Annotated in this window: 16 protein-coding genes, 2 tRNA genes and 1 pseudogene; 14 read left to right on the top strand and 5 right to left on the bottom strand. The window is 72.7% G+C overall.

Annotation, left to right across the window (positions count from 1 at the left end; all coding sequences use genetic code 11):
• Positions 1–89: 89 nt before the first annotated feature.
• The 3 genes from E1211_RS19250 to E1211_RS32600 form a co-directional block, all read right to left on the bottom strand.
• Positions 90–1,436 carry an AarF/ABC1/UbiB kinase family protein gene (locus E1211_RS19250; RefSeq protein WP_132350391.1) on the bottom strand — a complete coding sequence of 449 codons (1,347 nt, stop codon included), beginning with the start codon at positions 1,434–1,436 and terminating at the stop codon, positions 90–92.
• Positions 1,437–1,549: 113 nt separating this feature from the next.
• Positions 1,550–2,602, bottom strand: a complete 1,053-nt coding sequence (locus tag E1211_RS19245; protein WP_132350390.1) for a ThiF family adenylyltransferase — start codon at positions 2,600–2,602, stop codon at positions 1,550–1,552.
• Between the two features lie 216 nt (positions 2,603–2,818).
• Entirely contained in the window at positions 2,819–2,986 is a 168-nt protein-coding gene (locus E1211_RS32600; RefSeq protein ID WP_007072829.1) for a DUF5679 domain-containing protein, read from the bottom strand.
• A gap of 527 nt (positions 2,987–3,513) precedes the next feature.
• Here E1211_RS32600 and E1211_RS19240 point away from each other — a divergent pair.
• Together E1211_RS19240 and E1211_RS19235 are read left to right on the top strand one after the other, a co-directional pair.
• Positions 3,514–4,047, top strand: coding sequence for a M48 family metallopeptidase (locus E1211_RS19240; RefSeq protein ID WP_132350389.1), 534 nt, complete (start codon positions 3,514–3,516; stop codon positions 4,045–4,047).
• A gap of 43 nt (positions 4,048–4,090) precedes the next feature.
• On the top strand, positions 4,091–4,690 hold the full coding sequence (locus tag E1211_RS19235) for a hypothetical protein (RefSeq protein ID WP_132350388.1): 600 nt from the start codon (positions 4,091–4,093) through the stop codon (positions 4,688–4,690).
• An 88-nt stretch (positions 4,691–4,778) separates the two neighbouring features.
• Here the strand turns inward: E1211_RS19235 and E1211_RS19230 are convergent, their stop codons facing one another.
• A complete protein-coding gene (locus tag E1211_RS19230) occupies positions 4,779–6,077 on the bottom strand; it encodes a zinc-dependent metalloprotease (protein WP_165947292.1) in 1,299 nt (432 codons plus the stop codon).
• A 112-nt stretch (positions 6,078–6,189) separates the two neighbouring features.
• Between E1211_RS19230 and E1211_RS19225 the strand changes: the two genes are divergently transcribed.
• The 12 genes from E1211_RS19225 (at position 6,190) to E1211_RS19170 (ending at position 20,653) form a co-directional block, all read left to right on the top strand.
• Positions 6,190–7,203: a PDZ domain-containing protein gene (locus E1211_RS19225; protein WP_132350387.1), complete on the top strand. Its 1,014-nt coding sequence runs from the start codon at positions 6,190–6,192 to the stop codon at positions 7,201–7,203.
• A gap of 175 nt (positions 7,204–7,378) precedes the next feature.
• Positions 7,379–10,387: a UPF0182 family protein gene (locus E1211_RS19220; RefSeq protein ID WP_132350386.1), complete on the top strand. Its 3,009-nt coding sequence runs from the start codon at positions 7,379–7,381 to the stop codon at positions 10,385–10,387.
• A gap of 162 nt (positions 10,388–10,549) precedes the next feature.
• Positions 10,550–11,059: a SigE family RNA polymerase sigma factor gene (locus tag E1211_RS19215; protein WP_132350385.1), complete on the top strand. Its 510-nt coding sequence runs from the start codon at positions 10,550–10,552 to the stop codon at positions 11,057–11,059.
• Positions 11,049–11,984 (top strand): hypothetical protein, encoded by a 936-nt coding sequence (locus E1211_RS19210; protein ID WP_132350384.1) that lies wholly within the window; start codon positions 11,049–11,051, stop codon positions 11,982–11,984. The genes E1211_RS19215 and E1211_RS19210 overlap by 11 nt, the downstream gene beginning before the upstream one ends.
• Positions 11,985–12,080: 96 nt before the next feature.
• A tRNA-Met gene (locus tag E1211_RS19205) sits at positions 12,081–12,154 on the top strand.
• Positions 12,155–12,478: 324 nt separating this feature from the next.
• Positions 12,479–13,699 (top strand): ROK family protein, encoded by a 1,221-nt coding sequence (locus E1211_RS19200; RefSeq protein WP_132350383.1) that lies wholly within the window; start codon positions 12,479–12,481, stop codon positions 13,697–13,699.
• Between the two features lie 69 nt (positions 13,700–13,768).
• Complete coding sequence (locus E1211_RS19195) at positions 13,769–15,601, top strand: hypothetical protein (protein WP_207915430.1); 1,833 nt, start codon at positions 13,769–13,771, stop codon at positions 15,599–15,601.
• A gap of 116 nt (positions 15,602–15,717) precedes the next feature.
• On the top strand, positions 15,718–18,129 hold the full coding sequence (locus E1211_RS19190; protein ID WP_132350381.1) for a glycoside hydrolase N-terminal domain-containing protein: 2,412 nt from the start codon (positions 15,718–15,720) through the stop codon (positions 18,127–18,129).
• Positions 18,126–19,424 carry an SGNH/GDSL hydrolase family protein gene (locus E1211_RS19185; RefSeq protein WP_207915429.1) on the top strand — a complete coding sequence of 433 codons (1,299 nt, stop codon included), beginning with the start codon at positions 18,126–18,128 and terminating at the stop codon, positions 19,422–19,424. Before E1211_RS19190 ends, E1211_RS19185 begins: the two co-directional genes overlap by 4 nt.
• A 104-nt stretch (positions 19,425–19,528) precedes the next feature.
• Positions 19,529–19,602 (top strand) — tRNA-Met (locus E1211_RS19180).
• Positions 19,603–19,722: 120 nt separating this feature from the next.
• Positions 19,723–20,286, top strand: a complete 564-nt coding sequence (locus E1211_RS19175; RefSeq protein ID WP_132350380.1) for a hypothetical protein — start codon at positions 19,723–19,725, stop codon at positions 20,284–20,286.
• 115 nt (positions 20,287–20,401) lie between these two features.
• Positions 20,402–20,653, top strand: coding sequence for a hypothetical protein (locus E1211_RS19170; RefSeq protein ID WP_132350379.1), 252 nt, complete (start codon positions 20,402–20,404; stop codon positions 20,651–20,653).
• 61 nt (positions 20,654–20,714) lie between these two features.
• On the opposite strand, the pseudogene E1211_RS19165 reads toward E1211_RS19170, so the two are convergent.
• Positions 20,715–21,354 (bottom strand): annotated as a pseudogene (locus tag E1211_RS19165) (ABC transporter substrate-binding protein); the annotation flags it as partial.

Below are 21,354 nucleotides of genomic sequence, written 5' to 3'. Positions count from 1 at the left end.
CAACTGGCCGTCGTGGTCCGCCGCCGGCCGACCCGGAGCGCGGAGGCACCCGGCCGGCGCGGCGACTGCGCGGTGCCCGGGGCGGCGGCTCAGCCGACCGGCGCGAAGCCGGGCAGCCAGCGTTCGAGGATGCGGCGGTACGGCGCCTTGGCCTCCAGCTGGCAGAGCACCCCGATCGAGCCGAGGGTCACCCGGTGGATGAGCAGGTACGACGGGGGCAGGTTGAGCTGACGCCCCAGCTGGTAGGCGGGGGAGCGGGGGCTGGCCAACCGGGCGGCCTCGCCCCGCAGCCAGGCTCGGGTGAACCGGAACTCCTCGGCGGCCACCGGCTCCAGCATCGGCTGCAGGTATTCGAGCACCGCCTGCGCGTCGATCTCCTCGGTGCCGCTGACGAAACCCTCCGACCGCAGGCCCGCCACGACGGCGTCCGCCTCGCCCCGCAGCGCCAGGCTGGCGAGGCGGCCGATCGGCTCCGGGGTGCCGTCCGGCATCCGGGCCACCGCGCCGAAGTCGATCACGCCGAGGCGGCCGTCGGGCAGGAGCCGGAAGTTGCCCGGGTGCGGGTCGGCGTGCAGCAGCCCGGCCCGCATCGGCGCGGAGAGGTGCAGTTCGGCCATCAGCCGACCCGCCTCGTCCCGCTGCTCCTCGGTGCCCTCCCGGATGATCTCGGAGAGCGGCGTGCCCTCGACCCACTCGGTGACGAGCACCCGCGGTGCGGCCGAGACCACGGCGGGAATGAAGATGTCCGGGTCGTCGGCGTACGCGGCCGCGAAGGCGCGCTGCGACTCGGCCTCGAGCTCGTAGTCGAGCTCCTCGGTGATCCGCTCCCGCAGCTCGACCAGGAGTGGCTTGACGTCGAGCCCGGGCTGGATCGCCCGGAACATCCCGCCGAGCCGGGAGAGCTGCTTGAGGTCGGCGAGCAGCGCGTCACCGGCGCCCGGGTACTGGATCTTGACGGCCACGTCGCGGTGCTTCGGCTCGCCCGAGGGGCCGTACCCGGGGTCCCGCCAGATCGCGCGGTGCACCTGCCCGATGCTGGCCGCCGCGGCCGGGGTGTCGTTGAACTCGACGAAGCGGTCCCGCCAGTCCGGGCCGAGCTGCTCGGTCAGCACCTTGTGCACGCTGGCGACGGGGAGCGGCGGCGCCGCCTCCTGGAGCTTGGTCAGCGCCTGCCGGTAGGGGGCGGCGATCTCCTCCGGCAGTGCCGCCTCGAAGACGGAGAGCGCCTGCCCGAACTTCATCGCACCGCCCTTGAGCTGGCCCAGGACGCTGAAGAGCTGCTCGGCGGTGCGCTGCTGGATCTCTGCGGAGATCACGTCGGAGGCGAGGCCGGTGACGCGCTTTCCCATGCCGAGGACGGTCCGCCCGGCGAAGCCGAGCGGCAGTGCGGCGAGCTTGGCGGTCCGGGACACGGCCCGGCGCGGGATGTCGGTCACCCGGTCATTGTTACCGACTCGGCGGGTGCGCGGCTGCTGAGCGCCTTCTGCACCCGCCGTTCGTTCCGGACGACAGGTCGGACACGGGTCGTCAGGGGGCAGTTGGCGGGTGGTCAGCGGCCTCTGCGCGAGCACCGGCAAGAGGGGTGGGGCGGCCAGTCGCGGCGCCGGAGCCGGCCGGGAGCGGCGACCTCGACCGCGCCACCCACCGTCTCGGGCGTGCCTCCGTCGAGCTGGGCCAGCGCCTCCGCGGTGGCGAACCCGGCCGCGGCGAGCAGGGTCGCCGTCGCGCCTGCGGGTAGCGGCTCCTCGCCGGCGAGTTGGGCGGCGAGCCGCGGCCAGTCCGGATCTCGGTCGGTGCGGTGCAGATCGACGCAGTTCAGGCAGGGGCCGACCGGGGGTCGCACCATCGGCCCGATGACCGGTACGCCCTCCCGGAGCGTGATCAGCAGGTGCGGCTGGCGGCGCTGGGCGTACCCGGCGGCGAGCAGCGCGGCGGGGCGATCGGTGCCGAGTTGGACCACCAGGTCGACCCGGCCGCGGCGACCGGCCGCGCCGGCGGCGCCGGGGGCGGTGCGGGCGATCGCCTCCCGCACGGCGGCGGCGAGCGGACGTCCGAGCTCCGCGGCGGGGATGCCGGTGCCGGCCAGGTCGGCGGGGCGCACCGGACCGGCGAGTTCCGCGGTGACCTGGCCGACGCCGGCCTGGGCGAGCGCCACGGCCACCGCCGCGCCGAGCCGGCCGGCGCCGGTCACCAGCACGCGGGCGGTCAGCCGGCGCCGGAGCAGCTGGGCCGGCGTGGCGGGTAGCCGGGCGGCGGTGAGCGCGAGCGCGCCGGCCTCCGCGCCGAGCCGGGCCCGGGTCGGTCCCGCCAGGTCGCGCGGCAGCAGGGTGTGCCCCGGTACGAGCAGTCCGGCGGCGCGCAGGGTGTCGAGGAGGGTACGCGCCGGCTCGGCGCCGACCTCGGTGGCGTGCGGGTGCGTCAGCACACCGCGTTCGCTGCGCGTGCCGTCGAGCAGGTCCAGCAGGCGGGCGGCGCGCGGGTCGGCGATCTCGAGCAGGACGGCGTGCTCCGGTCCGACGCCGAGCTGGAGCGTGTGCCGGTCACGCCAGAGCCGGGTGAGGCCGGGAAGCAGGGTGGGACGGGGGTGTACGGCACGGGTCATGGCAACGAATCGTGACCGCGTCCATGCGTTACGTCGATCGTTGTCCACAGGTGTGGGGTGCCCTGTCCAGGGCTGTCCACAGGAGTTTCCGAGTTATCCACAGGCATCCGGGAGCGTTGTCGGCCACCCGACACGGCCGCCGCCGGTTACCTCCTGCCGTTCAGCGCGGGCGAGGGGTGGCCCCTCGGAGCCACCCCTCGCCCGTCGCCGATCGGGTCAGACCTTCGCCTTGCCCAGGATGCGGTTCACTGTTGTGCCGCACACCGGACACTTGCCCTTGGCCATGTTCATCCCGGTCTTCGAGACCTCGATGTGCCCCTCGAAGTCCCGCTTCTCCTTGCACTTGACGCAGTAACCGTTGTACGTCTGGGCCTGGTCGGCCACGGTGCCCTCCTCGTCTCGTCCGCCGGCCGATACCGGTTCCGGCGGGGTTCCCGGCGGCGGGCCGTGAGCGGCGCCGGCGCTGGGTCTAACTCCCACGGCCACCCGCGTGGCCGCTGGTCCGCGGACCCTACCCAGGTCTGGGCGGTTCCATGTCAGCTGCGCGTCGACACTGTGAGGAAGCCGACCACGAGAGTGTGCACGGCGAATTAGGTCGGATAAGTCAGTTTGGCGGGGACACGCCGACCGAACCCGCACAGACGCCCCTTCGGGGCACCCCCGCGCGCCGCGGGCGCTGGTTGATCACTTACCGTGGGGACGGCGGCGGGCCTGCCCAGGTGACGGGTATAGCGGGCCACCACGGTGGGTGACCAAGTGTCTTTCGACACCCCGGCAAGAAATTTTTCAGGACTCCTGGCGACCAATCACCATCTTCCGGGCGCGTGTCGGAGGGTTGACCCTTGCGTACCCCTGGTCACTAGGCAGTAGCTTTCCCTCGTGGCAGCAAATCGAGGCTGCGCGGGTCTGTGATGGCAGGGGCGCGCAAGCCGGTCGTCGAGGTACGGCGCAGCCAGCGCCGACGACGTACGGTGTCCGCGTACCGCGACGGTGAGCGGGTCGTCGTCCTGATTCCCGACCAGTTCTCCCGGGCCGAGGAGAGCGAGTGGGTCGACCGCATGCTCGCCCGGCTCGCCGCCCGCGAGGGGCGACTGGCCCGGTCCGACGCCGAGCTGCTCACCCGGGCCACCCGGCTGCTCGACGCCTACCTCTCCGACTACGGCGCGCAGGCCGTCCCGGCCAGCGTCCGGTGGGTGACCAACCAGAACGGCCGCTGGGGCTCCTGCACCCCCGCCGACCGGACGATCCGCATCTCGCACCGCGTGCAGGAGATGCCGGACTGGGTGATCGACTACGTGCTGTTGCACGAGCTCGCGCACCTGATCGTGCCGAGCCACAACGCCGCGTTCTGGGCGTTGGTCGCCCGCTACCCCAAGTCGGAGCGGGCCCGGGGCTACCTGGAGGGCATCGCCGCGGCCGTCGCCGTCCCCGCCCTCACCGACTGACCCGGACCGCCCGCTCACCCGGGCCCGGGTCTAGGGTCGGAGGATGCTGCGGGTCGTCGTCGCGTTGCTCGGTCCGGTGCCCTGGACGCCCCCCGGGGTCGACCCGGCCCATTGGCGCACCGCGCTCGCCGAGGACACCGTCGACCTGCTCGCCACGCTGACCGAGGTCGAGACCGCGGTGGCGGTCACCCCGGCCGACCGATGGCTGGCCGACGCGGTCACCTGGCCCGATATGGCCGTCCACGAGGTGCCCGAGCCGACGCCGAACGCCGTGTTCGCGGCGCTCTCCGGGTACGACCAGGCCGCCGTGCTCGTGGCCGACGCCCCGGACCTGCCCGCGCTCACCATCGGCAAGTTGCTCCGCCCGCTGACCAGCCGCCCCGCCGCGGTGGCGCCGGCCGAGGGCGCCGGCCCGGGGCTGCTCGGTGTCGCCGTGCGGCTGCCCGTACCCTCGTGGCTCCCGCCGCTGGACCTGGACCGCGCGAGGCCGGCGGAGCTGCGCGCCGCCGCACCGCGTCCCGGCGATCTCGCGGTGACGCCGGCGTGGCGCCGGCTACGCGGCCCGGCCGACCTGGCCACGCTCGACCCGGCCCTGGAGGGCTGGGAGGCCACCCGGGCGCTGCTCTCGGGCGCGGGCGCCTGACCCCCGACCCGGGCACGCAACCGCGGCCGGCGCTACCGCCGGTCGGCTGCGGCGCCCGGGCCGATCAGGTCGGCCCGGTAGGGCGAGGTCAGGGACGCTTGTCGTCGTCGCCCTCGTCGCCGCGCTGCTCCGACTCGCCGGGCGTCTCCTCGTGCGGCCCGCCCGGAGCGGTGAAGTCGAAGTTCTCCAGCTCGCCGATGACGTCGAAGTCGGCCATCGCGAACGCCACCGGGTCGGCGAAGTCGTCCTCGGAGGGGAGCAGGTCGGGGTGGCCCCAGAGGGCATCCCGCCCGGCGATGCCGCGGTGCTCGGTGAGCGCCGCCCAGAGCGCGGCCGCCTCACGCAGCCGGCGCGGACGCAGCTCCAGGCCGACCAGCGCGGCGAAGGTCTGCTCGGCGGGCCCGCCGGCCGCGCGGCGACGGCGGAACGCCTCCGCGAGGCGTACGACGTTCGGCAACCGGCTCCCGGCCGCGCTGTCCACCACGTGGCAGACCCAGCCCTCGACCAGTGCCAACGCGGTCTCCAGGCGGGCCAGGGACGCCTTCTGCGCCGGGCTGTCCTCCGGGGTGAAGATGCCCTCCAGGGCGATCGCCTGCATCGACTCCGGGTCGGTCGGGTCGACCCGACCCATCGCCTCCTCGATCGCCTCCCGGTTGACCCGGATGCCCGCGGCGTACGTCTCGACGGCGTTGAGCACGTGCCCGCGCAACCACGGGACGTGCTGGAAGAGCCGCTGGTGGGCGGCCTCGCGCAGGGCCACGTAGAGGCGGACCTCGTCCTCCGGCAGCTCCAGGCCCTCGCCGTACGCCTTGATGTTGGCGGGGATGAGCGCGGCCGTGCCGGCCGGGCCGAGCGGCAGCCCGATGTCGCCCGCGGAGAGCACCTCGGCGGCGAGCGAGCCGAGCGCCTGACCCAGCTGGCCCCCGAAGAGCGCGCCGCCGAGGGTGGCGACCATCGACTGCATCGGGCCGAGCTGGGCGCGGGCCTCCGGCGGCACCAGGTCACCCATCGCGCCGACCATCCGGCTGGCCACCGGGTCGCACAGCTTCCGCCACACGTCCAGGGTCTTGTAGATCCACTCGTTGCGGTTCCAGGCCACCGAGGTCTGGATGCCGGACGGCAGAGCCGAGGCGGGCTCGAGCCAGAGGTCGGCCAGACGCAGCGCCTCCTCCACGGCGTTTCGCTCGTACGGCGAGACCGCCGGATCGCCGGCGGCGGCGAGCTGGCTGGCGGCCACCTGCCGGGCGAGGTCCCAGTTGACCGGCCCGCTGCCCGACGCGGAGAAGAGCTGCTGCAGCTGCGACATGAACTGCTGCATCTGCGCGGGGTCGTTGGGGTCTGGTGGTTGCCCACCCGGTAGCGCGAAACCGAACGGAATATCAGGCACGACGTCTACGGTACGCGCGCCGTGCCCCCAGGTAGCGCCGCTGGCGTTGCGCTTAGGGCGAAGTCCTCCGCGCTGCGGCGGGCGGACAACGGCGGTCGGTACGCTCTGCCGCATGAGACGTCGCGGCCTGACCGTCCTGCTCGGTGCCCTGTTCACCGCCCTGCTCAGCATCGGGGTGCTCGGCGCGCCGATCCCCTACGTGGTGCTCGGTCCCGGCCCGACCGTCAACACACTGGGCGCGGAGAACGGCAAGGACGTCATCCAGGTCTCCGGCCGGGCGACCTCCACCTCGGCCGGGCAGCTGCGGCTCACCACGGTCGGCGTCCAGCCCTCGGTCAAGCTCCGGTCCGCCATCGCCGGATGGTTCTCGAAGGACGAGGCGGTGGTGCCCCGGGAGCTGATCTACCCGCCGGGGGAGTCGCAGCAGCAGGTCGAGCAGCGCAACGCCGAGGACTTCGCGGCGTCGCAGACCAGCGCCGAGACCGCCGCGCTGCGGGAGCTGGGCTTCCCGGTGCAGGTGGTGGTGAAGGCGGTGACCGCCGGGGGCCCGTCGGTGGGGCTCCTCCAGCCCGGCGACGTGCTGACCTCGGTCGACGGCCAGCCGGTGCCGGTCGCCGCCCGGCTCACCGAGCTGATCCGCGCCAAGCCGGCGGGCAGCGCGCTGACCGTCGGTTACATCCGCGACGGCGCGCCGGCCACCGCACGGATCACCAGCCGTGAGCAGGACGGCAACCCGCGGATCGGGGTCGAGGTCGAGCAGAAGCAGCCGCACCCGTTCAGCCTCAGCATCGACCTGGAGGACATCGGCGGGCCGAGCGCCGGCCTGATGTTCGCGCTCGGCATCGTCGACAAGCTGACCCCCGCCGACCTGACCGGCGGCATGGTGGTGGCGGGCACCGGCACCATCGACGACGAGGGGAAGGTCGGCCCGATCGGCGGGATCGCTCAGAAGCTGGTGGGCGCGAAGCACGCCGGGGCCAAGGTCTTCCTGGTGCCGGCCGACAACTGCGCCGAGGCGGTCCGTAACCCGCAGCCCGACCTGCCGCTGATCCGGGTCGGGTCGCTGGACGAGGCGCTCAGCGCGCTCGAGACGTTGCGGGCCGGGGGCCAGCCGACCCGCTGCTGAGCCGCCGGCGCCGGTCGCGCGACGCCGCCCGGCTCGGCCCCGCACGATCTCCCGGTCCTCCGCCGACGCCCCGGGACCACACGGCGCGACCTTGGGACGCCGTATTCAGGAACACCCCGTACTCTGGGTGCCTGGTCGGAGCCGATCAATCGAGCGTGCGGAGCCAACAGTGGTCATGCGAAGCAGCAGCCCTCTGCCGAGGATGAGTCGGCGGGGGCGCGTCACGATCGCCGTCCTGGTCGGGGTGTTCGCGCTCTTCACCCTGCTCGGTTGGGGCGTGCGCGCCTGGACCGACTGGTTGTGGTTCGACGAGGTCGACTACACCGAGGTCTTCAGCGGCGTGCTCGTCACCCGGCTGCTGCTCTTCCTGGTGATCGGGCTCGCCATGGCGCTGGTGATCGGCGGCAACCTCTGGCTGGCCTACCGGCTGCGTCCGCGGCTGCGCCCGCACTCCGTGGAGCAGGCGACGCTGGAGCGCTACCGGATGGCGCTCACGCCGCGGCTCGGCACCTGGATCACGATCGTCTCCGCGGTCGTCGGTCTCTTCGCCGGCCTCTCCGGGCAGGGCCGGTGGAACCAGTGGCTCCTCTTCCGCAACGGCGGCGACTTCGGCGTCAAGGACCCGGAGTTCGGTGTCGATGTCGGGTTCTACGTGTTCCAGCTGCCGTTCTGGCGCTACCTGCTCGGCATCGGCTTCACCGCGGTGGTGCTGTCCGTGGTCGGCGCGCTCGCCATGCACTACGTCTTCGGCGGCGTCCGCTTGCAGGGCGTCGGCGACCGGATGACCACCGCCGCCCGGGCGCATCTGAGCACGCTGGTCGCCGTCTTCGTCGCGCTGAAGGCGATCGCGTACGTGCTGGACCGGCGGGTGATGCTGCTGGAGTACAACGAGGGCGCCAAGCTCTACGGCGCCGGCTACGCCGACGTCAACGCGCTGCTGCCGGCGAAGGAGATCCTCGCGTACATCTCGATCGTGGTGGCCATCGCGATCATCATCTTCTCCAACGCCTGGATGCGGAACCTGGTCTGGCCGGGCATCTCGCTCGCCCTGCTCGGCGTCTCCGCGGTCGCCATCGGCGGCATCTACCCGTGGGCCGTGCAGACGTTCGAGGTGAAGCCGAGCGCCAAGGAGAAGGAGGCGCCGTACATCGAGCGCAGCATCCAGGCGACCCGGACCGCGTTCGACCTCGGGGACACCAAGACCACGGCGTACGCGGCGAACAACCTCACCCCGCCGGCCAGCCTGGCCACCGACACCTCGGTGGTGCCGAACATCCGGCTGCTCGACCCGCAGCTGGTCAGCGAGACGTACACGCAGCTCCAGCAGGTGCGCGGGTTCTACGACTTCGGCCCGAAGCTGGACATCGACCGGTACGGGGTCAACGGCAAGACCTCCGACTACGTGGTCGGCGTACGTGAGATCAACTACGGCGAGCTGACCGATCAGCAGAACACCTGGATCAACCGGCACACCGTGTACACGCACGGTTACGGACTGGTGGCCGCGCCGGCCAACCAGGTGTGCAGCGGGCAGCCGTTCTTCGTCTCCGGCTTCCTCGGCGACAAGGCCGGGCAGGGGTGCGCCTCGCAGACCGAGCAGATCCCGGCCGACCAGCCCCGGATCTACTACGGCGAGCGGATGGGCGAGGACGACTACGCGATCGTCGGCCAGACCGACCCGAACAAGAAGGCCGAGTTCGACCGGCCGGTCGGCGAGGGCGGCGGCGAGTTCTACACCTACACGGGCACCGGCGGCGTGGAGATCGGCTCGTTCACCCGGCGGCTGCTCTACGCGATCAAGGAGCAGGAGTCGAACTTCCTGCTCTCTGGGGCCGTCAACGACGACTCGAAACTGCTCTACGTCCGTAACCCGCGGGACCGGGTGGAGAAGGTCGCTCCGTTCCTGACGCTCGACGGCGACCCCTACCCGGCGGTCGTCGACGGCCGGGTCCAGTGGATCGTCGACGGCTACACCACGTCGGCGAGCTACCCGTACGCGCAGCGGGTCAACCTGCGCGAGGAGACCACCGACGAGCTGACCGGCCGGGGCACCTTCCAGCTGGCCCGGGAGAACGTCAACTACATCCGCAACTCGGTCAAGGCGACTGTCGACGCGTACGACGGCACGGTCCGGCTCTACGAGTTCGACGAGAACGACCCGGTGCTCAAGGCCTGGAACAAGGCGTTCGGCGGCGACCTGGTGCTGCCGAAGAAGGACATCCCGGTCGAGTTGGCCGAGCACTTCCGCTACCCGGCCGACCTGTTCAAGGTGCAGCGCAACCTGCTCACCAAGTTCCACGTCACCAACCCGGGTGACTTCTACTCGGCACAGGACTTCTGGCAGGTGCCGAACGTGCCGGACGCCCCGGACAGCGGCCAGACGCAGCCGCCGTACTACCTCTTCACCCAGTTCCCCGGGCAGGAGGGGCCGCGGTTCCAGCTCACCTCGGCGGTCACCCCGAACGGGCGGCAGAACCTGGCCGCGTTGATCTCCGGGTCGTACGTCGACGGGGAACCGCAGCTGGAGGTGCTGGAGCTGCCGGATCAGACCCGGATCTCCGGCCCGGTGCAGGTGCACCAGCAGATGACCAACAACGGGGACATCCGGCAGCAGCTCAACCTGCTCGCCGCCTCGGGTCAGGCCCAGGTGCTCTACGGCAACCTGCTCTCCCTGCCGTTCGGCAACGGCATGCTCTACGTCGAGCCGGTTTATGTGAAGAGCAACAACCAGGACGCGTTCCCGCAGTTGCAGCGGGTGCTCGTCTCCTACGGCGACGGAAGCTCCTTCGTGGCGCTGGCGAACAACCTCTCCGACGGCATCAAGCAGCTCGTCGAACAGGGCAAGCGGGCCGCGGAGAACGCGCCGCCACCGCCCACCGGTGACAACCCGCCCGCGCCACCGCCCACCGGGCCCGACGCGCCGCCGCTGACCGGCGAACTGGCCGCCGCGGCGGACCGGGTGCAGGCGGCGATCGTCGAGGTGCGCGCGGCCCAGTCGTCCGGCGACTTCGAGCGGTACGGGCGGGCGCTCAAGACGCTCGACGACGCGATGAAGGCCTTCGAGGCGGCCCAGTCGCAGGCCACCCCGACCGCCGGTACGCCGGCCAGCCCGACGCCGAGCGGAACGCCGTCGCCCGGCGGTAGCAGCCCGCCGCCGAGCGGAGGCGCCCCCTCGGGCGGCTGACCTCGGCGGGACGGCAGTTCAGCCCCCGGCCTGTGGACCGACTCCGGTCCCGGTGTCCGGGGGCTGTGTCGTCTCTCCGACTCGTCACCGGTTGCAACCGTCCGCACCGCTCGTCCGTCCTGTCTGCATACGGGCGATGACCGTGGGGAGCGTGGTGGCGAGATGAGGGACGCGGGCAGTTTCGACGACTTCTACCGGAGCACGTCGCGGCGGATGCTCCGGTACGGCTACGCGGTCGCCGGGGACTACGTCGAAGCGCAGGACCTGGTGCAGGAGGCGTACGCCCGGGCCTGGCGGCAGTGGGGGCAGATGTCGGCGCATCCGGCGCCGGAGGCGTGGCTGCGGCTGGTCGTCGCCCGGCTCGCCACCGACCGCTGGCGACGGCTCAACGGCTGGCGGTCGGCGCTCATCCGCAGCGGCCCGCCGGAGGTGGTGCCGCCGCCCAGTGAGGACGGCGTCCTGCTGCTCGGCGCGCTGCGGCAACTGCCGGCCGCTCAGCGGCAAGCGCTCGCTCTGCACTACCTCGTCGACATGTCGGTGGAGGAGATCGCCCGGGAGACGCAGGTGCCGGTGGGCACCGTGAAGTCCTGGTTGTCCCGGGGGCGGGCGCGCCTGGCCGCGCTGCTGCCCGACGGCGCCGCCGAGGAACTGGAGGCCAACGATGTCGCGTGATCTGTCCGACTTCTACCGATCGCTCGCCGCGGATGCCGACGGCCACCCGCTCGACGGACCGGGGGAGCTGCGTCGGCGAGCCGACCGACGGGCCCGGGCGCGGGCCGCCGGGGGAGTGTTGGTGGTGGCGCTGCTGGTCGCCGGCACGGCCACCGGCACCCGGCTGGTCCTCGCCGCCGATCAGGGCCCGGTGGGGCCGCCGGCCGGCCCGCCGGCCCCGACGGTGACCGCGCCGACTCCCTCGCCGTCACCGGTCAGCCCCTCGCCGTCGCGGACCACCCCGTCACCGGCCGGCTCGGCGTCGGCGACGGCTCCGCGCGGCGGTACGCCCTCGACGAGCAACACTTCGCCGGCTCCCCGTACGCCGACCTCGATCCCGGACCGGGCCTTCTTCACCCCTCCCGCGTCGACCACGGCGGCACCACCGGCTTTCCGGCAGGGGGACGACGTTCTGCCGGAATTCTGCGGGGCGGACCTCGACGGCCGGGTGGTGCAGACCCGGAGCCGGGTGCTCACCTATCACCTCACCCCTAACCAGCCGGAGGGGACGGTGCCGTACGGCATCTACCGGAACTCCATCACCATCCACCGACCCGGGCGGGCGGATGACTGGATGGACGACGTGCGCCAGGCGGTGCGGGAGTGCCCGGAACAGGAAGCCGCCCAGGGGCGGTTCGACAGGCACCGGCTGCTCCCCGGCGGCGACTTCGGTGACGAGGCGCTGCTCATCGAGGTGCGTGAGCCGGCCTGGGAGGCGGGCGAGCCGGCGGAGGGCGAGGTCCTGCGCCTGATCCGGGTGATCCGGATCGGCGACGTGGTCACGGTGCTCTGGGAGATGGGCTGGGAGGGCACGTCCAGCGACCGGAGGCAGGTGGACGACTACAGCCGCCGCGCGGAACAGGCCATCTCGAACTGGCTGGACTGAGCGGGGCTGCCGGGCCGGTGCTCCGGTGCCGGCCCGGCAGCCGACCGGTGTCGTTTTGCTCCACAGGGGGACGGTGCGCTACGGTTGTCGAGCCGACGCGGGGTGGAGCAGCTCGGTAGCTCGCTGGGCTCATAACCCAGAGGTCGCAGGTTCAAATCCTGTCCCCGCTACGAGAGAACACCGGTTCGAGCCCGCCCCCTATCCGGGGGCGGGCTCGAACCCGTTCGGGCGACAGTGGCGCGCCGGGCGCGACCACGGTTCTGATCATTCCGGTGCCGCCCTCCGGCTTCCGCCCTCCGCTCTCCGCCATCCGCCATCCGCCCTCCGGCTTCCGGTGCGGCACCGGCACCGGACCGTCCCGGTCCCGCTTGTGGAGACGCCCGGCGTGTCGGCCGGCCGCGGTTCTCGGGTGTCGACAGGTGCGGCGACTGTAGGACGGCCGCTCGCCAGATTCAATACTTGAAGAAGTTAAATATTTGCCTAGGCTTTCGGTCATGTCTCCGGCCAGCGAAACGGGTTCGCTTCTCGCAGCGCCGGCGGCGACGGCGGTCTTCACCACGGTGCTGACCGAGGGCCCGGTGAGCCGGGTCGGCCTCGCCCGCCGGCTCGGGCTCTCCTCGGCCGCGGTGACCAAGGCGGCCCGCCCGCTCATCGAACTGGGCTACCTGCACGAGCTCGCCGCCACGGAGCGCAGCGGTCCCGGCGCCGGACGCCCGGCCAGCCCACTTGCCGTCCGGGCCGAGCGCGAGTTCTTCGTCGGCGTGAAGATCACCGCCGACGAGCTGATCGGGGTGGTCTGCGACCTCTGCGCCCGGGTGCGGGCCACCGCCCGCCGCCGGCTCAGGGCGCCCGACCGGCGAACGCCCGCCACCCCTTCGGCTACGGCAGGGCGAGCTGCCGATTCCGACGTCGAGGCGGTGCTCGCCGAGGTCGGCCGGCTGGTCGACGGGCTGCTCGACACGCTGCCCGAGCACCGCGCCCGCATCCGTCGACTCGGGCTCTCCCTCTCCGGCGACGTGGACCACACCACCGGCCTGGTCCGCTACTCGCCGTTCCTGCACTGGCGGGACGTGCCGCTGGGCGAGCGCGTGGCCCGGCTCACCGGCCTCGCCGTCACCGTCGAGAACGACGTGAAGGCGCTGACCGCCGCCGAGCACTGGTTCGGTGAAGGGGTGGGGGCCGAGTCGTTCGCCCTCGTCACCGTCGGCACCGGCATCGGCTGCGGGCTGGTGGTCAACGGGCGACTGGTCTCCGGCGCGTACGGGGTGGCCGGCGAGATCGGGCACCTCGTCGTCGACGCGACCGGCCCCGACTGCCACTGCGGCGGGCGCGGCTGCGTGGAGTCGATCGCCGGCACGGACGCCATCGTGGCGCAGGCGCGGCACCGAACCGGCCAGCCGGACCTCACCCTCGACGAGGCGGTGGCCCTGGCGCGCGGCGGCCACGAGGAGCTCCGCGCGGTGTTCACGCGAGCCGGCGACGCGATCGGCTGCGGCATCGCGGCCGTGGCGAACCTCGTGGGCCCGACCCGGATCGTCGTCTCCGGTGAAGGGTTGGCCGCCTATGACCTCTTCGACACGCCGATCCGGACGAGCTTCGAACGCCAGGCCTTCGGCGCGGCCGCGCGCTGTCCCGTCACGATCCGTCCGCTGCCCTTCGAGGAGTGGGCTCGTGGGGCGGCCGCGGTGAGCATCCAGTCGCTCGTCCTTCCCTGACCCCGCGGCGCCGGCCCGGCTCCGGCCGGTCACGCCGGCGCCGGCACATCCGCCACCAGGAGGTTGATGATGAGAACCAGCAGAGGTTCCCGGCGCCGCGCAGGCGTGGCCGTCGTGGCCGCGGCGCTGGCCGGGACGCTCGGCGCGGGAGCCGTCCCGGCGCAGGCCGGCCCCGCCTCGACGGCCACCGCGCCGAGCGGGGCGGTGGTCACCTCGGCCGACGACGGCGTCGCGGCCCGCCCCTACATGGGGTGGACGAGCTGGAGCATGCAGTCCTCGAAATACCCGGGCCTGAACCCGGACGGCGACTACAGCTACCTGACCGAGGCGAACGTGCTCAAGCAGGCGGACGCGCTGGCGCGCAAGCTGAAGCCGTACGGCTACGAGTACGTGAACATCGACGCCGGCTGGTGGCGCGACTTCGCGTGGAAGCCGAGGTTCGACGAGTACGCCCGGCAGGCCCCCGAGCCGGCGCGCTTCCCGCGCGGCATGAAGGCGGTCGCCGACGACCTTCGGGCCAAGGGGCTGAAGGCCGGCATCTACCTGCCCGTCGGCCTGGAGAAGGAGGCGTACGCGGACGGCGCGGCGCCGATCTGGAACGCGCCGGGCTGCACCACCGCCGACATCGTCTACCCGGACCTGCGCACCACCAACGGCTGGGACAGCGCGTACAAGCTGAACTTCGAGGACGCCTGCGCCCAGAAGTACATCGACTCGCAGGCGCAGATGTTCGCCGACTGGGGGTACGACTTCCTCAAGCTCGACGGCGTCGGCCCGGGCTCCTTCAAGTCCGGCGACAACTACGACAACGTCGCCGACGTGGCCGCCTGGCAGCGCGCCATCGCCGCCACCGGCCGCCCGATCCACCTCGAGCTCTCCTGGTCGCTCGACATCGGCCACGCCGCTGACTGGAAGCGCTACTCCAACGGCTGGCGGATCGACACGGACGTCGAGTGCTACTGCAACACCCTGGTCACCTGGGAGAACTCAGTCGACGACCGGTTCGACGACGCGCCGGCCTGGAGTCGCTGGGGCGGCCCCGGCGGCTGGAACGACCTCGACTCGCTCAACGTCGGCAACGGCGCCATGGACGGCCTCACCAACGCCGAGCGGCAGACGTACATGACCTTGTGGGCGATCTCCAAGTCGCCGCTCTACACCGGCGACGACCTCACCCGCCTCGACGAGTACGGGCTCTCGCTGCTGACCAACCGCGAGGTCATCGCCGTCGACCAGAACGGCGGCCCGCCGGCCCGCCCGGTCACGCCCGCCGGGGACCAGCAGGTCTGGGGTACGCGGAACCCGGACGGCAGCTGGACGGTCGCCCTGTTCAATCTCGCCGACGCGCCGGCGGCCGTCACCGCCCACTGGGCCTCCCTCGGGTTCACCGGCAAGGCCGCCGTACGCGACCTGTGGAACCGGAAGGACCTCGGCAGGTACCAGGACAAGATCACCGCGACCTTGCCGGCACACGGCTCGCGGCTCTTCACCCTCCGCCCCGGCGGCGCCGAACTGGTCACCACGAGCTACGAGGCCGAGGCCACCACCAACACCCTGAGCGGCAACGCCTCCGTGGCCGGGTGCGCCGCCTGCTCGGGCGGCCAGAAGGTCGGCAACCTCTACCTCGGCGGCAAGGTGCAGATCAACGGCGTCACCGTGCGGAAGGCGGGGATCTACACGATAAACGTGGCGTACGTCAGCGGCGACCGCCGTTCGGTGACCGTCCACTCCAACGACGGCAACGGCACCAGCCTCACCTTCCCCTCCACCGGTGACTGGGGCACTGTCGAGACCGTCAGCGTCCAACTGGCCCTGCGGGCGGGCGCCAACACGGTCACCTTCGACAGCGCGGACTGGTACGCGCCGGACATCGACCGCATCGACGTACCGCAGACCCCCTGACGCGGCGCGCGGGGTCCGGTCGTCGCCGGCCGGGCCCCGCTCTCCCTTCGGCCGTGACACCTGTCGCCGTCCCGGCCCGCGCCGCCATCCGCCGACCAGCCCGTTGGAGCAGAGACATGGACCCCCGGAACACCCAATCGCGCGACCTCCGGCCGAACCGCCGCGGCTTCCTCGCCCTCGCCGCCGCCTCCGGCCTGGCCACCGCCCTCGGTGGCGTACCGGCGTTCGCCGCCTCGGCGGCGCCCCGGCGTCCGACCGAATCCCCGCTGTTATCCCCGGGCGACGCGGCGCGCAACCAGCTCTGGTGGCGGGCGCCCGGCTCCGCCAACTCGATGATCGAGCAGGGGTTGCCGATCGGGAACGGGCGTCTCGGGGCGCTCGCGAGCAACGACCCCGCCCGTGAACTCCTGACGATCAGCGACGCCACCCTCTGGACCGGGGGCCTCAACGACAAGCTCCAGAGTGACGGGCAGTTCCCCTACGGGCGGGACGACTTCGGCTCGCTGACGCTGCTGGGGACGCTCACCGTCGACATCCCCGGGCACGACCTCGGCGTCGTCGACGACTACCGCCGGACGCTCGATCTGGCCCAGGGCCTGATCAGCGCCACGTACGAGATCGACGGGGTCACCTACCGCCGGCAGATCTTCGCCAGCCGCCCGGACGACGTCATCGTGCTCCATTTCAGCCGGGAGGGGCGCGGCAGCTACACGGGCACCGTCTCGCTGGCCGGCACCCACGGCGAGGTCACCGGCGCCGACGGCCGGTACGCCTCGTTCGGCGCCTCCTTCGCCAACGGGTTGCGGTACGGCGCCGCCGTCACCGCGTACAGCAGCAGCGGAACGGTCGCGCGCGACGGCACCTCGATCTCCTTCACGAACTGCCGGGACCTCACCGTCGTCTTCAGCGGCGGCACGAACTACGCCCCGGAGGCCGCCACCGGGTTCCGCGACCCCACGCTCGACCCGGAGCGCCTCGCCCGGACGAAGGTGCTGGCCGCGGCCCGGGAGTCCCTCCGCGACCTGCTGTACACCCACGTCGCCGACGTCCGCCCGCTCTTCGCGCGCTTCGACCTCCACCTCGGTACGTCGTCGGCGGCGCAGCGCGAGCTGGACACCTGGGGCCGGCTGGAGGCGCGCTGGCGGGACGGCGTCCCCGACCCCGAGCTGGAGGCCGCATACCTCCAGTTCGGCCGCTACCTGACGATCTCCGGGTCGCGGGGCAGCCTGCCGATGGGCCTGCAGGGCCCGTGGCTGGACGGCAACGACCCGGACTGGATGGGCGACTACCACACTGACGTCAACATCCAGATGAGCTACTGGTTGGCCGACCGTGCCGGGCTCTCCGAGTGCTTCGACGCCCTCGCCGACTACTGCGTCGCGCAACTTCCCGCCTGGACGGACGTCACCCGGCGGCTCTTCAACACCCCGACCAACCGGTTCCGCAACTCCAGCGGCCGGGTCGCCGGTTGGGCGGTGGCCTTCTCCACAAACCCCTACGGCGGCAGCGGCTGGTGGTGGCACCCCGCCGGGAACGCCTGGCTCTGCCAGAACCTCTTCGAGCACTACGAGTACGTCCAGGACCGTGCCTACCTGGCGAAGATCTACCCCCTGCTCAAGGGCGCCGTGGAGTTCTGGGAGACCCGTCTCGTCACCACGACCGTCACCGACGCGGCCGGGGTCGCCCGTGAGGTGCTGGTCGCCGACAGCGACTGGTCGCCCGAGCACGGCCCGCAGGACACCAGGGGTAACACCTACGCCCAGGAGCTGGTCTGGAACCTCTTCGAGAACTACCGCACGGCGACCCGGGTGCTCGGCCGGGACACCGGCCACGGCGAGACGGTCGACGGTCTGCGCCGGCGTCTGTACCTGCCCGAGGTCAGCCCGACCACGGGGTGGCTCCAGGAGTGGATGTCCCCGGAGAACCTCGGTGAGACCACCCACCGGCACCTCTCCCCGCTCGTCGGCCTCTTTCCCGGCGACCGGATCCGCCCCGACGACTCGACGCCCCCGGAGATCGTCGCCGGAGCGACCGCCCTGCTCACCGCGCGTGGCATGAACAGCTACGGCTGGGCCAACGCGTGGCGGAGCCTGTGCTGGGCGCGGCTGAAGGACGCGGAGAAGGCGTACCAGCTGCTGGTCACCAACCTGAAGCCGTCGAGGAACGGCAGCAACGGCACCGCGATGAACCTCTTCGACATCTACGAGACGAACCCGGGACGCGGCATCTTCCAGATCGACGCGAACCTCGGCACCCCCGCCGCCATGGTGGAGATGCTGGTCTACTCGCGGCCGGGCCACGTCGAGCTGCTGCCCGCGCTGCCCGCCGCCTGGGCGCCCTCCGGTTCGGTCTCCGGAGTGGGCGTACGCGGCGGCTTCGTCGTCGACCTGGCCTGGACGGACGGCGCGGTCACCCGGGCGACGGTGACAAGCGTCGGCGGCCGCTCCACCACTGTGGTCGCCGGCGGCCGGTCACGGCAGGTCACGCTCCGCCCGGGGGAGTCGGTCACGCTGCGGAGCTTCCGGTGAGGTCGCGGGAGAACCACCACGTCGGGCGGGTCGCCCGCCACCGCCGTTGGTCGGCCGTCGTCGCGGCGGTCGCGGCGGTCTGCGTACCCCTGGCGACCGCGACGGCGGTGCAGGCCCGGCCGTCGGCTCCGGCCGACCCGCCGCCGGCGCCGACCGTCGCGCCGGGCGGCCCGGCGGCGGCCCGGACGGATCGGCACTCCGTGATCACCTGGGGCGCCAGCGCCGACCGGCAGGGCGCCGGGCCCGCCGACCGCAGCTACCGGCTGGTGGTACGCACCAGCGTCGGCGGCTCGAAGCCGCGCATCCGGCTGACCAACGCCTTCGGCGAGCACCCGGTGACCTTCACCAGCGCCTACGTCGGGCTGCGACGGCAGGGCGCGGAGCTGGTGCGGGGCAGCAACCGTCGGCTGACGTTCGGCGGGCACGCCTCCGTCGTCGTGCCGGCCGGCTCGACCGTGTACAGCGATCCGCTGCCCGGGCAGCTGGCCGCCGGGGCCGACCTGGTCGTCAGCCTGTACGTGACGGGTGTCCAGGGGCCGACCACCGGCCACGGCATGGCGATGCAGACGTCGTACGCGGCGGCGGGCGACCACGCGGCGGAGGAGGCGGCGACCAACTGGACCGACCGGATCAGCTCCTGGTACTGGCTGGACGCGGTCACCGTGGAGACCTCCGCCGAGGTCGGTGCCGTGGCGCTGCTCGGCGACTCCATCACCGACGGCTGGGCCTCCACCCAGGACGAGAACCGCCGCTGGCCCGACTACCTCGCCCGGCGGCTCCAGGCGGCGGACAGCCCGGTGCGGGGCGTGGCCAACGAGGGCATCTCGGGCAACAAGGTGCTCGCGGACGGCGCCGGTGAGGCCGCCCTGCGCCGGTTGGACCGGGACGTGCTCGCGCACCCGGGAGTCGAGACGGTGTTCCTCCTGGAGGGGATCAACGACATCAAGGCGCACACCGGTGTCACGGCCGACGACCTGATCGCCGGCTACCGGGAGATCGTCGACCGGGTGCACGCGGCGGGCAGGTGCGTCGTCGGTGCGACGGTCATGCCGTTCAAGGGCTGGTACGAGTACGACGACGCCGCCGAGGCGGTGCGCCGGACGGTCAACGACTGGATCCGGCACGGCGGCGAGTTCGACGCGGTCGTCGACTTCGACCGGATCACCCGCAGTCCGTACGACCCGCAGCGGATGTTGCCCTTCCTCGACGCCGGGGATCACCTGCACCCGAACGACAAGGGCATGCAGGCGATGGCGGACGCGGTCGACCTGGCCGCGCTGGAGTGCGACCGCTGAGGCGCGTTTCCGCAGGTGAAAGCCGGTCTGCCCGGGGCGCCCTGAGCGAATCCCGGGCCCACCGAACGTGCCTGCGGAGGATGGGGTAGAGTTGTCTTCACCGACGCGGGGTGGAGCAGCTCGGTAGCTCGCTGGGCTCATAACCCAGAGGTCGCAGGTTCAAATCCTGTCCCCGCTACGAGAAAGAAGAACCCGGTTCCCGACAGGGGGCCGGGTTCTTTCATACCCGGGGGCCGCCTGCGGGACGGCGGACGCGGGCCGGCGCGCGTACGGTGTGGGCAACCTGAAGGAGATCCGGATGGCAGTCCGACCGCAGGGGCGTCGCAAGCCCAACAAACTGCGCTTCTTCGTCCTCTTCACCGCGCTGATCGTCGTCGGTGTCGGCGCCGTCTACGGCCTGCACTGGGCCGCTAATCCGTGGGCTCTCTCCCTGCCGGGCCGGCCCGCTCTGACCGGTCACTGGCAGGGCACGGTGCCGTACGGCCCGGCCGACGACCGGCGGATCGTGCTACGCCTCGACGACGACCCGCCGAGCGCGACCGACCGCTGTGGCGACTGCCCCGGCATGGTGGGGGTCGCCAAGGTCTGCACCGCGGGCGACGCCGAGACGTACGAGCTGTGGGGAGATGCCCGCAACTACCGCGGGACGCGCTTCTCGCTGCACACCCGACCCGAGGCCGAGGGCCCGGGGCCGCACCTGAACGAGCTCCACGGCGAGTGGGACGGCGACCTGGTGCGGATCCGGACCTCGTTGACCACGCTCGGCGCCGACGGCACGACCATCGGGTCCGACTCGCCGCCGGTGACGTTCGAGATGACTCGCGCCGACGAGGACGACCTCGACCGCCTCTCCTGCCGCTGACCGTGGTCGAGGTCCGGCCCGCTCGACCGGCGGTCGGGCCGGCGGGCAGCCTCCCGGCCGGGATCTTCTGGACGCTGACGCTGCCCTGGTTGCGACCTTCGGCGAGGATGTCAGCATGTCTTCTTTCGGTAAGTGGTGGAGCCGTCTCGGCGCGGTCCTCGGCGCGGTCGTGCTCTCGGTCTTCGTACCGGTGGCAGCGTGGGCGTCGACCGGCACGGGCGAGCTGGTGGTGGAGGCCGCGCGGCGACGTTCGCGGGGCGGCATCGGTTTCGGTTTCCTCGGCGCGCTCTGCTGCCTCGCGGTCGTCGTGGTGATCGTCCTCCTGCTGCTGCGGATGACCCGCAACCGTCGCGGCCCGCGGCGCTGATCGGTGGCGGCGCGGCGGCGCTGACACGTCAGGGTGGCGCCGGTGCGGCCCCGTCGCCCGGTCAGCTGGTCAGGGCGGCGTCGGCCTGGGCCAGGAAGCGGGTCGCGGCCGCCCGGGCACCGCTGTCGCCGGAGCGGACGCTCTCGGCCGCCGCGACCAGCAGGCTGCGGACCCGGGCGTGCCCTCGCGGCGGTGGGGCCGGGGCGGAGCCGGGCGTCGCGCCCAGGAGATCGCCGAGGGCCGCGGCGCGCCGCTGCCCCGGATCGACGATGCTGCCCTCGACGGCCCGCCGGACGGCCTGGTTCGGGGTGAGGCCGCGCTCGTGCCCGAGGACGGCACCGGCCGCGACGTCGTTGGTCAGAAAGTTGATCACGTCGATCGCCGTCTCAGGGTCCCGGCTGCCCCGGAACACCGCCCAGTACATCGAGGCGCGCGGCCACTGAGTGGCGGGGGAACCCGGAAAGGCGGTCAGCCCCAGCTCGGCCCGGGTGAGGCGTTGCAGCTCGGGCAGCTGGTGCGACCAGGCGAAGGACGCGGCGGTCAGCCCCGACACGACGAGCTGCTGGGCCGGCTCACCACTGTCGGCCTGCTCCACCAGCGCGGCGCTCGGTGTGGCTCGCCCGGCGCGCCCCCGGCGCCACAGCTCGAACCAGCCGACCAGCTCCTCCACGCCGAAGGCGAGCTGCCGGCCCCGATAGAAC

Origin of the sequence: Micromonospora sp. 15K316 (genome assembly GCF_004348525.1) — a bacterium.
In the GTDB taxonomy this organism is placed as follows: domain Bacteria; phylum Actinomycetota; class Actinomycetes; order Mycobacteriales; family Micromonosporaceae; genus Micromonospora.
The sequence above is the reverse complement of the archived record's forward strand: the minus strand, read 5'-3'. Positions and strand labels throughout refer to the sequence as shown.